Origin of the sequence: Aeromonas sp. R3-1 (genome assembly GCF_040908345.1) — a bacterium.
In the GTDB taxonomy this organism is placed as follows: domain Bacteria; phylum Pseudomonadota; class Gammaproteobacteria; order Enterobacterales; family Aeromonadaceae; genus Aeromonas; species Aeromonas veronii.
In genome coordinates this window covers 15,130-28,401 of the sequence record NZ_JBFODN010000150.1, presented here as the reverse complement: position 1 = coordinate 28,401, position 13,272 = coordinate 15,130, and the positions used below count along the sequence as shown (strand labels likewise).

Genomic DNA, 13,272 nt, shown 5'->3' with positions numbered 1-13,272 from the left:
ATTGATAATGCCGACCAAAACGCGCCCGCTGGCGCGTTTTGGCTATCTGGCGTTTGCCCCCTTCTCTTTTTCTCCTGCAATAGTCGATCTTCTCCCGCAATACCCAACCCCATCGGGCATCCCCAACGCACCGCTTCTGATCTTGATCTCAAAAACGCTGCTCAGGTGTGACCAGTTCCGGTAAAACCCGCGAGCCGGACCATCGGCGTTGCCATGGGATTGCCACAATGCCAGAATCGGGCCCTTGCACTGCGTTGATTCGGATTTTCGGGACGCGGCCCACGGCCAGCGCCCACAAGAGAAGGACTCCCCATGGCCATCACCCTCTATGGCATCAAGAACTGCGACACCATCAAGAAAGCCCGCAAGTGGCTGGATGAGGCCGGTATCGACTACCGCTTTCACGACCACCGCGCCGACGGCCTGAACCCGGACGATCTGGACAGCTGGCTGGCAAAACTCGGCTGGGAAGCCCTGCTCAACAGCCGCGGCACCACCTTCCGCGCCCTGCCGGATGAGGCCAAACAGGGGCTCGACACCGCCAAGGCGCGCGCCCTGCTGCTGGAGCACCCGGCCATGATCAAGCGCCCGCTGCTCGACCGTGACGGCGAACTGACTCTGGGTTTCAAGGCTGATCACTACCAATCCCTCTTCTCCCGTTAAGGACAACTAAGGACAACTGATGTCGGATGTCATCGCACTGGCCAAGGATCTGATCCGCCGCCCCTCCGTTACCCCCCTCGATGAAGGGTGCCAGACCCTGATGGCGGAGCGCCTCGCCAAGCTAGGGTTTGTCATCGAGCCCATGGTGTTTGAGGACACCACCAACCTCTGGGCCCGCCGCGGCAGTGAGGGGCCGCTGTTCTGCTTCGCTGGCCACACCGACGTGGTGCCCGCCGGGCCGCTGGACAAATGGCACACTCCGCCGTTCGAGCCGACCATCAGGGATGGCGTGCTCTACGGCCGTGGCGCCGCCGACATGAAGGGCTCGCTGGCTTCCATGGTGGTGGCGGTCGAGCGCTTCGTGGCCGAGCATCCGGATCACACCGGGTCCATCGCCTTTCTCATCACCTCCGATGAGGAGGGGCCCTTTATCAATGGCACCACCCGGGTGATCGACACCCTGGAGGCCCGCAACGAGAAGATCCGCTGGTGCATCGTCGGCGAGCCCTCCTCTACCGCCGTGGTCGGAGATGTAGTGAAAAACGGCCGCCGCGGCTCCATCACCGGCGATCTGCTGGTGCGCGGGGTGCAGGGCCATGTGGCCTATCCCCATCTGGCTGACAACCCCATTCACAAAGCCGCGCCAGCGCTGGCCCAGCTTGCCGCGACCGTGTGGGATGAGGGTAACGCCTACTTCCCCCCCACCAGCTTCCAGATCGCCAACATTCAGGCCGGCACCGGCGCCTCCAACGTCATTCCGGGCGAGTTGCAGGTGCAATTCAACTTCCGCTTCAGTACCGAACTGACCGACATGGATATCCGTGAGCGGGTCGAAGCGCTGCTGGATAAACATGGCCTCGATTATCAGCTGAACTGGACCCTCTCCGGCCAACCTTTCCTCACCGATACCGGCGCGCTGCTCGATGCGGCCGTGGCGGCCATAGAACTGGTTAATGGTCAGCGACCGGCCCTGCTCACCACCGGCGGCACCTCGGACGGGCGCTTTATCGCCCCTACCGGCGCCGAGGTGATTGAGCTCGGTCCCGTCAACGCCACCATTCACAAGGTGAACGAGTGCGTGAAGGCGGACGATCTGGATCTGCTGGCGGACATGTACCAAGGGGTGCTCGAGAGATTGCTGGCATGACGCAGGAACAACTGCTGGGGCTCGACGAGAGCCACCTTATTCTGGTGGGGCGCGGCCCCCATCGTCTGACTGCCGCCACCGCCGCGGCCTTCAACGACATGCAGGTGGCAGCCGCCTATGAGGGGTTCAACCTGCAGGCGGCCTCCAGCTGGCGCAGCTTCGAGCGCCAGCTCGCCATCTGGAATGGCAAGTGGCGCGGCGAACGGCCGCTGCTCGATGCCAACAGTCAGCCCATCGATGCCCTGCAACTGGGCGAGATAGAGCGGCTGCACGCCATCCTGCGCTGGAGCGCTCTGCCCGGCACCAGCCGTCACCACTGGGGGACCGATCTCGATATCTACGACCCAGACTGCCTGCCCGCCGATACCAAACTGGCGCTGGAGCCCTGGGAGTATGAAGCCGGGGGCTGGTTTGCAGATCTCAGCGAGTGGCTCAGCGACCATATGAGCGACTTCGGCTTCTTCCTCCCTTATGCCAAGCCGGTCGGAGCAGAGAGCGGGGTCGCCTACGAGCCCTGGCATATCAGCTTTTCGCTGGAGTCCGACGAGCAGCGACTCGATCCCGCGGCACTGGCGCTTTGTCTGCAACAGGCGGATATTGAAGGCAAGTCGACCATATTGGCCAACCTTGATGAAATTTTGGCCCGTTATGTCACCACCTGTCCTGACGAAAGGAAAATCCCATGAATCTCTGGCTGTGGATAGGGTTGCCGCTGCTGTTCCTGCTCGGGCTGTTTCTCAATGCCATCAAAGACATGAAACGGCTGGAGAAGCAGTTGCCCAACTACAAGGACAAGATCCGCGAAGTGAAGGATGACGAGGACGACTGAATCCCGCCCCCATCCCGTGGGGAGCGCCCTTGTGCTCCCCTCTCCCTCTGCTGTGCCGTTTCACTTTTCCCCGCCCTCTCCTCCCTGCGTATCCTGAAATCGACGCTCCTTTGACTCCGCTTTTGTTAACCCCGTCACTGTCAGAATATGGCGCGCCCATGCTGAAAAAAGGGATGAAAAATGTAAGAAAGTGCAAATTGATGCACAAATAAGCCACACAAGGGGGGCCTAACTGCATATAATGTGCCTACTTTGCACATTACCAGGAAGGAGTTCGCCCTTGGATGCCGCTACCATCAACAGTTTCTTTTTTGTCGCTGCCCTGTTGGTGGGAGCCAGCGTACTGTTGAGCGCCCTCTCTTCCCGCCTCGGTATTCCCATTCTGGTTATCTTCCTCGCCGTCGGCATGCTGGCCGGTGAGGATGGCCCAGGTGGTATCCACTTCGCTGACTACTCCATCGCCTATCTGGTGGGCAACCTGGCGCTCGCCATCATTCTGCTCGACGGCGGCATGCGCACCCGGGTCTCATCGTTCCGGGTGGCGCTCTGGCCTGCCTTGTCGCTGGCGACGGTCGGGGTGGCCATCACCACCGGCCTGACGGGTCTGGCCGCCGCCTGGCTGTTTGACCTCAGTCTGATGCAGGGGATGCTGATCGGCGCCATCGTCGGCTCCACCGATGCGGCGGCGGTCTTCTCCCTGCTTGGCGGACGCAGTCTCAACGAGCGGGTGAGCGCGACGCTGGAGATAGAGTCAGGCAGCAACGACCCCATGGCGGTGTTTCTTACCGTCACCCTGATCGAGGTGCTCGCCACCGCCCAGCAAGGGCTGGATGGGGGCTTCCTGCTGCTGCAACTGGTCAAGCAGTTTGGACTTGGCGCCGGGATTGGCCTTGGCGGCGGCTGGCTGCTGTGGCGCCTCATCAACACAGCCCGCCTGGCGCCGGGGCTCTATCCACTGCTCACCGTCAGCGGCGGCCTGCTGATCTTCGCCCTCACCACGGCGGTCGGTGGCAGCGGCATTCTCGCCATCTATCTCACCGGTCTGTTGCTCGGTAACCTCGCCCTGCGCAGTCGCAGCACCACATTGTCGGTGCTGGACGGTCTGACCTGGCTCAGCCAAATCGGCATGTTTCTGGTGCTGGGGCTGCTCGCCTCACCCCACAAGCTGCTGCCCATCGCCCTGCCCGCGCTAGCGCTGGCGATGTGGATGATCCTGTTTGCCCGCCCGGTGTCGGTCTGGATCGGGCTGCTGCCGTTCAAGAACTTCGCCCCCCGCGAGCGCTGGTTTATCTCCTGGGTTGGCCTGCGCGGCGCCGTGCCCATCATTCTGGCGGTCTTCCCCATGATGGCGGGGCTGCCCAACGCTCAGCTCTACTTTAACGTCGCCTTCTTCGTGGTGCTGGTCTCGCTGATTTTGCAGGGCAGCTCGCTACCGCTGGCCTCAAAACTGGCGCGGGTGGAAGTACCTGCACCACCGTCCCCCATCAACCGCTCGGGGCTCGAGATCGATCTCGACAGCCAGTGGGAGACCTTCGTCTACCAGCTGGGGGAGGAGAAGTGGTGCATCGGCTCGCCACTGCGGGATCTGCAGATGCCTACCGGCACCCGGATCTGCGCCCTGTTTCGTGGCCGCGAGCTGCTCCACCCCTCGGGCAGTACCTGTCTGCAGGCCGATGACATCCTCTGTGTGATCGGTCACGAACGTGACCTCCCTGCCCTCGGTCAGCTCTTTAGTCAGGCGCCGGAACAGGATCTCGGCCCCCGCTTCTTCGGTGACTTCCTGCTGGAAGCGGCGGCACGACTGGTGGATCTCGCCCCTCTTTACGGGCTGGATGTGAGCGAGGTGGCGGATCAGACACTGGGCGATTTTATTGCCAGCCAGTTGGGCGATAATCTGGTGGTCGGTGACAACATCGAATGGCAGGGCCTGATCTGGACCGTGGCCGAAATGGACGAGAGCGTGCCGGGCAAGATCGGGGTGCGCTTTCAGGAAGAGGACCCGGTCTGACCGACCGTCCCGTATCAAGTCCCCAGCAAGAAGGGAGAGTGTTATGCCATATCAAAGTTTGCTGTCCGGCCCCCTGCCCCCCGCAGCCAATCTGGGGGTCATTGAAGGCTTTTTTGGCAAGGGATGGAGTTGGCAGGCCCGCGCCCGCTACGCCCAGTGGCTGCCACGCCACGGCTACGGCTTCTATATCTATGCCCCGAAAGAGGATGGCTATCTGCGCAAGCACTGGGCCCTCCCCTGGCCCGAGCAGCAGCTGGCGGATCTCGCCGAGCTGGCGCGCCAGTGCCGTGCCAACGGGCTCGCCTTCGGGGTGGGCTTGAGCCCCATGGGGGCGCACCACGACTACGAGCGCAAACGCCCGGCGCTGCTTGAGAAAGTGCGCCTCATCGACGAGATGCTCCAGCCCGACATTCTGGCGGCGCTGTTTGACGACATGAAGGGGGATACCCCGGATCTGGCCCGCCACCAGCTCACCATCGCCCACGACATCGCGGCTCACAGCAAGGCGGCCCGCCTCATCTTCTGCCCCAGCTACTACTCGACCGATCCGGTGCTGGAGAAGGTGTTTGGCGCCATGCCTCCCCGCTATCTGGAGGAGCTTGGCGAACAGCTCGACCGCCGCTTCGAGATCTTCTGGACCGGCCCCAAGGTCTGCTCCAGCGAATATCCAGCCAGCCACCTCAAGCAGGTGACCGAACTGCTCGGCCGCAAGCCCTTCCTGTGGGACAACTACCCGGTTAACGATGGCAGCAAGGCGAGCAGCTACCTGCACCTGCGCGCCTTCGAGAACCGCCCCGCCGAGCTGGCGGATCTGCTCGCCGGCCATGCGGTCAACCCGATGAAGCAGGCAGCGCTCTCCGCCCTGCCCCTCGCTACCCTGCCGATGAGCTACCGACTCGGCAAGCAGTACGACCCCGACAAGGCGCTGCATGCCGCCCTCAACGCCACCTGTGGCCCGCAGATCTCGGCGATGATCGAGGCCGACCTGCCGCTGTTTCAGGATCTGGGGCTGGCACAGCTCACCTCCGAGCAAATTGCCGCTCTCAAGGCGCGCTATCTGCCGTTTCGTGACCAATCCTGCGTCGACGAAATCGTGCGCTGGCTGGACGGGGAGTATGTGTTCGACCCCGACTGCCTGACCGATTAAACCACCCCCGCAGGGGGGCAGAAGGGAGGTTGTATGGATGCACACCTGCTTTACCAGAATCTGGCGGTGATCGCCGCCTTCTTGCTGATCTACAGCCTGATCGCGGGGCGCTTCGAATCAAAACTGGTAAATGGCCCCCTGCTCTTTCTGCTGACCGGCTGGTTGCTGGGGCCGGGAGGGCTGGAGCTGCTCTCCCTCTCTATCGACAGCGCAGGCATCAAGCTGCTGGCAGAGCTGACGCTGGTCATCGTGCTGTTCAACGATGCCGCCAACACCAACTGGCAGGTATTGCTGGCCAACCGCCAGCTCCCCATCCGGCTACTGCTGATTGGCCTGCCCCTCACCCTGCTCTGTGGTGCCCTGTTTGGCCACTGGATTTTCCCCGACCTGCCACTGCTGGAGATGGCTATCCTCTCCACCATTCTTGCCCCCACCGATGCGGCGCTCGGCAAGGCGGTGGTAAGCAACCCCGCGGTGCCTGCACCGGTGCGCGAAGGGCTCAATCAGGAGAGCGGCCTCAACGACGGCATCTGCGTGCCTGTGCTGCTTCTGCTGCTGGCTCTTATCGCCCCCACAGAGCAGCACGCAGGCACCGCCACTCTGGCTATCACCCTGATGCTGGAGGAGATCGGCATTGGCCTGCTGGTCGCCTTTGTGCTGACCAGCCTCACCATCCGGCTACTGAAAATCTCCTATCTCAACGGCTGGCAACTGCCGCTCTGGCGCCAGCTCACCATGCCGGGGCTGGCCCTGCTCTGCTTTGCACTGGCCCAGACTCTCGGTGGCAGCGGCTTTATCGCCGCCTTTGTCGGCGGCCTCTTTATCGGCCACCGCCTCGGCGAGCACAAGCACGCCTATATGGACAGCTGCGAAGGCTACGGCGACCTGCTCTCCGTTGTGATCTGGATGGTGTTTGGCGCAACCCTGATGCCCATTTTGCCGGAGTTGCTGCACTGGCAATACTGGCTCTATGCCATTGCCAGCCTCACCCTGCTGCGGATGGTGCCGGTCTGGCTGAGCCTCATCGGTACCGGCCTCAAGCCGGAGCTCAAGCTCTTTATCGGCTGGTTCGGGCCGCGGGGCCTTGCCAGCATCGTCTTTGCGGTGATGGTGCTGCAAAACGAGCCCTCCCTGATTGGCCAGCGCCCCATCATCGCCACCGTGCTCTGCACCATCATATTGAGCGTCATCCTGCACGGCCTCACCGCCAACCCCTGGGTCGAGCGTTTCAAGCCTCGCTGAGCTACCCTGCGCCCATTAAAAATGCCACCTTGCGGCTGTCTCTTGATCACAACTGTTGATGCTCAAGAGACAGCGCCAGTTCATAGCCTTCAAGGAGGGTCTGTAACCTAAACCAGCCCTCCCATAACACCGCTATCGAGGCTCGCCCCGTGCGCTTGGTGTCCTTCCAGCCCCCAGTATCGCCAGGCTCTTGTGCGCCCACGCCATATCGCGGGCTTCATTTGGAAGGGCCCTCTTCTCCATCTTCAACCACAGCAGCGTCCAGCTCTTTGTGCCCAGCAGCCCTTGGCAGCTCTCTCCCTGCGCGGCAGGCTCCTCTTTGATAAATCGCAACTGCAGCAACCGTACCGCGATAAAGGCCAGGATGACGCTCATGCGCGTCAGGTTTTCCCGGCTCTGCATCTTCAACGCCTCGACCCGCGTGCCTGCACTCTTCCAGACCTTGTGGTAATCCTCGATGAGCCAGCGCCGCTCGTAGTAGCCGATAATCTCGCTGGCCTGCCCGGCGCAGGTCACCGCTGCACTGGTCGGCAGGTGCCACTCCAGCCGATCATCGGCATCGCTCTGCTCGATGCATCCCACGTAGTAGAGCGGGATATCAGGCTCGCTACGCTTGTTGGCCGGAGCCTTCAGGGTGACCCAGGCAAACTTGATGTCGAGCACGGCCTCTCTGGCTTTTCTGCCACCGCGCTGGGCTATCTTGACCACCCGGGTGCCCGCGGATTGGCACTGCCTGGCATAGTCGTAGAGCCTGTTGTCGTGCTCGTTGATACAGCGGCTTTGCATCGAGCGCACCACGAAGCGCTGGGTATGTTTCTGCTTGTAGTTCAGGTATTCATAGATATCCGCTTCCCGGTCACAGACCGAGATGACGTTGGCCATGGTGCTGCCAAGCCGTGTGGCGAGTGTCTTGGCGGTTTGCTCCCATTTGTAGCTCTCTTTCTCCTGATAGGGGCGGGTCGCGTAGTGGGCACGCTGTCCTCGTTTGCTGACATCGCGGGTCCAGATTTGCTGGGCGGTCAAGTCCACCACCTTGCGCTCGTGCGGCGCGAACAGCAGCACGGAATGAGCCTGCAGGGCGCGACTGCAGCCCTGGTTGGTATGACCCAACTCGTCTCTGACGCTGGCATGATTGAAGGTAAGGGCAGTGGTGTCTTCCAGCGCCAACAAGAGGGAATGGTCTCTGGCATGGGCGGCGGTGACGGCAAAGCCGGCGTTGGCAATGGCCTCGGCACAGACATGTGGGCTGCGAATGAAGCGGTATGCGCCTTCCATATCAGCAGGTGAGAGGGGAAGGTGTGACACGCATTCTCCTGGTTGGTGAACAAGGGCAGTGGCGAGGGCAGCCAGCCTTCTGGTGCGTCTTGGGTCGTTAAGGTTGGCGTGACCAAACTGTGTCTGCGCCCAGTGCGCCGGTTGAGTGAAGGGCATGTTAGATGAAAGGTTCAGATCACAGAATGGGAGAGAAGTTCAAAAAAATCCCCAAGCGATGCCTGGGGATTTTTGTATAAGAAACAGGCCAATTGGCCGCCCTTGATGTTTCTTAGCGAATCGTCGCCATCTGCCGCACACAGCGTTGCTCCCTGTCATCCACCCGCTTGGCAAACCAGGCGGTGGTGAGGTTGCGGGTGATTTTTGGGCTCTTTAGCTGTATGCCGGGCAGGATGGCGCGGGGCAGTCGCTTGCCCGCTTGCTTGTCGGCCAGGGTAAAGATGCGATGGTAGAGATCGGTCTCGGCAAATTCGGCGGTATCCCCTTTGCGCAGGCTCTGGTGGATCGCCTGCTTGCTCATATTGACCCGGTTGGCGAGGGTGTAGACGGCAAGCTCGGTATTGCCCGGCAGATCCGAGTCATAGCGGATCAGATCCCCGTCCAGCGCCAGAGTTTTGCCACTCAAACGGCTGACGGCGGCCTGAAAAGCGGCATTGCGGCTGGCGTACCAGCCAGCGTTGAAATCGGCAAAGCGGTAGAGGGTATCCGGGTAGTCGGCGGGATAACCGAAGATATGCTTGGTGCCAAACCAGATGCCGCCGCGACGGGTAAAGACTTCGTGGCGGATGGAATCCTTGATTGGATAGGGGTAACCACGGGCGTTGGCCTCGGCAAAGGCGATACTCACCTGCATCGGGCCGCCGGTATGCACCGGGTTGAGGTTGCCAAACAGCGTCTTGCCCATCGGCAGCATGCTGATCATGTCTTCGAAGATTTCACTCATCTCCCGCTCGGTACGCAACTTGTCGATCCGCTCGGCGTAGCTCTTGCCGGTGGGCGAGTTGATGGAGAGCGCGGCCCGCACCATAAATTCGGGGATCAGCAGCTTGGCTGCCCGTGAGTTGATCTCTTTCCAGGCGATCTTGCCAAGGCCCGGCACCACGGGGTCGGCCTGATAAGTGGCTTCCTGCTCCGCCACCGCCAGCACGCTACAGACATTGTGATCATTGACCGTCACCCCCTGGGTGGTGAGCGCCGTCACCACGTCGTTGGCCCACCCTTGTTTGTCAGGCACCTGACGGGGCAAGAAGCGCACGATGCGGCTCTTCATATCCGCCGGTTTGCGCGGCTGCATGGCAGGCGGCGTTTTGGGGTTGCTTACGCTCGCCTCTTTGGCAGGCGCGGAGGCGGGATCACTGGCACAACCGGCCAGCAACAAGGCAGAGCAGAAGGCAAGAAGACGACAGGAAGGTAAAGCGCTCATAAGCATGTCCATTTTTTGTAGGCCCTACAGGCAGCGCCGCTGGCACTGCACTGACAAGCAAAGTGGGGCCATTGTAGAGGATTGCCTGCTGCAGTTGAAACCCGCGCTCGCAGCATCCCCTCCCCTTGCCGGCTTTTACCCCCCCACGCGCCATCCGTTGTCTGCGATGCGGAACTCATGACCTTCCTCAATGGCTCACCCGCCCCGAACCGAACGCTTAGCGACAGATAAAAAGAAACCCCCGCCATCGCTGGCGGGGGTTGGTCGTCTGGCAAGTCGGGCTGATGCCCGCTGCAAACGCTTAGCGGTTTTTCACCTTCTGGTGCAGCTCCTGCACCGAGTTGACGTTGGCGGTGGCATCCACGCTGATGGCCATGCAGGTGGCAAACGCCTCGTTCATGGTGGTGGTATACGCCACCTTGTTCTGCAAGGCGGCGCGACGCAGCTGCTTGGAGTCCTGGATCGCCACCCGCCCTTCGGCGGTGTTGACGATGTAGGTGTACTCGCCATTCTTGATGCGGTCGAGAATGTGCGGGCGACCTTCGTGCACCTTGTTGACCAGGCGCGGGTTGATGCTCGCCTCACCCAGCGCGACGGCTGTGCCGTGGGTGGCATCCAGCTCGTAGCCCAGCTCCAGCAGCTTGGCGGCCAAGTCGACCACCTGAGCCTTGTCGCTGTGACGCACTGACAAGAGGGCTCGACCCTCTTTCGGTACGGCGTGGTTGGCACCCAGCTGCGCCTTGGCATAGGCCTCGGCAAAGCTGCTGCCCACCCCCATAACCTCACCGGTAGAGCGCATCTCTGGCCCCAGCAGCGGGTCAACCCCCGGGAACTTGGCGAACGGCAGTACCACCTCTTTCACCGAGTAGTAGGGCGGGATGATCTCTTTGGTGAAGCCCTGTTCTTGCAGCGACTGACCAGCCATCACACGAGCGGCGATCTTGGCCAGCGGGGCGCCGGTCGCCTTGGAGACAAATGGCACGGTACGGGCGGCACGCGGGTTCACCTCGATGAGGTAGATGTCATCGCCCTTGACCGCGAACTGCACGTTCATCAGGCCGATAACGCCGAGCTCCAGCGCCAGCTTGCGCACCTGCTCGCGGATCTCGTCCTGAACTTTCTTGGACAAGGTATAGGGAGGCAGGGAGCAACCGGAGTCACCGGAGTGGATACCGGCCTGTTCGATGTGTTCCATGATGCCGCCGATGACTACATCGGTGCCGTCGCAGATGGCATCCACGTCCAGCTCGGTGGCATCGTCCAGGAAGCGGTCCAGCAGTACCGGCGATTCGTTGGAGACGCTCACCGCCTCGGCGAAGTAGCGACGCAGATCCTGCTCGTCATAGACGATTTCCATGGCGCGGCCACCCAGCACGTAGGAGGGGCGAACCACCAGCGGGTAGGTAATGCGCTCGGCCAGCAGCACGGCCTGCTCCAGCGCGGTGACGGTGCCGTTTTCCGGCTGCTTGAGGCCGAGGCGCTCGACGGCAGACTGGAAGCGCTCGCGGTCTTCGGCGCGGTCGATGGCATCCGGGCTGGTACCGATGATCGGCACGCCGTTGGCTTCCAGTGCACGGGCCAGTTTCAGCGGGGTCTGGCCACCGTACTGAACGATGACGCCCTTGGGTTTTTCGATGCGCACGATTTCCAGCACATCTTCCAGGGTCACCGGCTCGAAGTAGAGACGATCCGAGGTGTCATAATCGGTCGAGACGGTCTCCGGGTTGCAGTTGACCATGATGGTCTCGTAACCATCTTCGCGCAGGGCCAGCGCCGCGTGCACACAGCAGTAGTCGAACTCGATACCCTGACCGATACGGTTCGGGCCGCCGCCGATGATCATGATCTTGTCGCGGTTGCTCGGGGCCGCTTCGCACTCCTCGTCATAGCTCGAATACATGTAGGCGGTGTTGGTGGCGAACTCGGCGGCGCAGGTATCGACCCGCTTGTAGACCGGGAAGATGTTGTGGCGGGCACGCAGTTTGCGCACTTCCCCTTCGGCCACACCGAGGATCTTGGCCAGACGGGCATCGGCAAAGCCTTTGCGCTTGAGGGCACGCAGGAAGTCGGCATCGAGACCGGCCATGCCGCGCTCTTTCACCTCTTCTTCCAGCTTCACCAGATCTTCAATCTGTACCAGGAACCAGGGATCAATCTTGGTCAGCTTGAAGATGCCGTCCATGGAGAGACCGGCGCGGAACGCATCGGCGATGTAGAAGATACGGTCGCTACCGGCGTCCTGCAGCTCGTGACGGATGCGGGTCAGGGAGTCCGGGGCATTGAGGTCAACCATGGGGTCGAAGCCGGTTTTTCCGGTCTCGAGGCTGCGCAGCGCCTTGTGCAGGGACTCCTGGAAGTTGCGGCCGATGGCCATCACTTCACCGACCGACTTCATCTGGGTCGTCAGACGGTCGTTGGCACCGGCGAATTTTTCGAAGTTGAAGCGCGGCACCTTGGTGACCACGTAGTCGATGGCCGGCTCGAAGGAGGCCGGAGTACGACCGCCGGTGATGTCGTTCATCAGCTCGTCGAGGGTGTAACCGATGGCGAGCTTGGCGGCGATCTTGGCGATGGGGAAACCGGTCGCCTTGGAAGCCAGCGCAGAAGAGCGCGACACCCGCGGGTTCATCTCGATGATGACCATGCGACCATCTTTCGGGTTGATACCGAACTGGACGTTGGAGCCGCCGGTCTCGACACCGATTTCGCGCAGCACCGCCATGGAGGCGTTGCGCATCAGCTGGTACTCCTTGTCGGTCAGCGTCTGGGCTGGCGCGACCGTGATGGAGTCACCGGTGTGGATACCCATGGGGTCGAAGTTTTCGATGGCGCAGACGATGATGCAGTTGTCGTTGCGATCCCGCACCACTTCCATCTCGTACTCTTTCCAGCCGATCAGCGACTCGTCGATGAGCAGCTCTTTGGTCGGCGACAAGTCCAGACCGCGCTCGCAGATCTCGACGAACTCTTCGGTGTTGTAGGCGATGCCGCCACCGGAGCCGCCCATGGTAAAGGAGGGACGGATGATGCAGGGGAAGCCAACCATCTGCTGCACGCCCCACGCCTCTTCCATGTTGTGGGCGATGCCGGCACGCGGGCACTCCAGGCCAATGCTGCGCATCGCCTTGTCAAAACGGGAGCGGTCTTCGGCCTTGTCGATGGCGTCGGCGGTGGCACCGATCATCTCGACACCGAACTCGGCCAGCACGCCATGCTTCTCCAGCGCCAGTGCGCAGTTAAGCGCAGTCTGGCCGCCCATGGTGGGCAGGATGGCGTCCGGGCGCTCTTTCTTGATGATTTCGCGTACCACTTCCCAGGTGATGGGCTCGATGTAGGTGGCGTCTGCCATCTCCGGGTCGGTCATGATGGTGGCCGGGTTGGAGTTGACCAGAATAACGCGGTAGCCCTCCTCGCGCAGGGCTTTGCACGCCTGGGCGCCGGAGTAGTCAAATTCGCAGGCTTGGCCGATGACGATGGGGCCGGCGCCGAGGATCAGGATGCTCTGAAGGTCGTTACGTTTTGGCATGAAACTCTTTCCTCT

The 13,272-nt window shown here is 61.8% G+C and carries 10 protein-coding genes and 1 pseudogene; 8 read left to right on the top strand and 3 right to left on the bottom strand.

The window, feature by feature from the left end:
• From AB5Y85_RS09400 to AB5Y85_RS09365, 8 genes are all read left to right on the top strand, one after another.
• Positions 1-184, top strand: a 184-nt coding sequence (locus tag AB5Y85_RS09400) for a hypothetical protein (RefSeq protein WP_368221347.1), incomplete at its 5' end; no start/stop codon positions are given.
• Positions 185-312: 128 nt separating this feature from the next.
• Positions 313-663 carry an ArsC family reductase gene (locus tag AB5Y85_RS09395; protein WP_005337930.1) on the top strand — a complete coding sequence of 117 codons (351 nt, stop codon included), beginning with the start codon at positions 313-315 and terminating at the stop codon, positions 661-663.
• A 19-nt stretch (positions 664-682) separates the two neighbouring features.
• A complete protein-coding gene (gene dapE / locus AB5Y85_RS09390; RefSeq protein WP_257687711.1) occupies positions 683-1,810 on the top strand; it encodes a succinyl-diaminopimelate desuccinylase in 1,128 nt (375 codons plus the stop codon).
• A complete protein-coding gene (locus tag AB5Y85_RS09385) occupies positions 1,807-2,496 on the top strand; it encodes a M15 family metallopeptidase (RefSeq protein ID WP_100646344.1) in 690 nt (229 codons plus the stop codon). The genes dapE and AB5Y85_RS09385 overlap by 4 nt, the downstream gene beginning before the upstream one ends.
• Entirely contained in the window at positions 2,493-2,639 is a 147-nt protein-coding gene (locus AB5Y85_RS09380; protein ID WP_005337933.1) for a hypothetical protein, read from the top strand. The genes AB5Y85_RS09385 and AB5Y85_RS09380 overlap by 4 nt, the downstream gene beginning before the upstream one ends.
• Before the next feature lie 280 nt (positions 2,640-2,919).
• Positions 2,920-4,647: a potassium/proton antiporter gene (locus tag AB5Y85_RS09375; protein WP_257687710.1), complete on the top strand. Its 1,728-nt coding sequence runs from the start codon at positions 2,920-2,922 to the stop codon at positions 4,645-4,647.
• 43 nt (positions 4,648-4,690) lie between these two features.
• Positions 4,691-5,794: a protein O-GlcNAcase gene (locus AB5Y85_RS09370; protein ID WP_257687709.1), complete on the top strand. Its 1,104-nt coding sequence runs from the start codon at positions 4,691-4,693 to the stop codon at positions 5,792-5,794.
• A gap of 33 nt (positions 5,795-5,827) precedes the next feature.
• Positions 5,828-7,036, top strand: a complete 1,209-nt coding sequence (locus AB5Y85_RS09365; protein ID WP_013723945.1) for a sodium:proton antiporter — start codon at positions 5,828-5,830, stop codon at positions 7,034-7,036.
• Between the two features lie 46 nt (positions 7,037-7,082).
• On the opposite strand, the pseudogene AB5Y85_RS09360 reads toward AB5Y85_RS09365, so the two are convergent.
• The 3 genes and pseudogenes from AB5Y85_RS09360 to carB form a co-directional block, all read right to left on the bottom strand.
• Positions 7,083-8,467: pseudogene (locus AB5Y85_RS09360) on the bottom strand (IS4 family transposase).
• Between the two features lie 112 nt (positions 8,468-8,579).
• A complete protein-coding gene (locus tag AB5Y85_RS09355) occupies positions 8,580-9,731 on the bottom strand; it encodes a DUF1615 domain-containing protein (protein WP_201989150.1) in 1,152 nt (383 codons plus the stop codon).
• Between the two features lie 301 nt (positions 9,732-10,032).
• Positions 10,033-13,257: a carbamoyl-phosphate synthase large subunit gene (gene carB / locus AB5Y85_RS09350; protein WP_139442561.1), complete on the bottom strand. Its 3,225-nt coding sequence runs from the start codon at positions 13,255-13,257 to the stop codon at positions 10,033-10,035.
• Positions 13,258-13,272 lie beyond the last annotated feature (15 nt).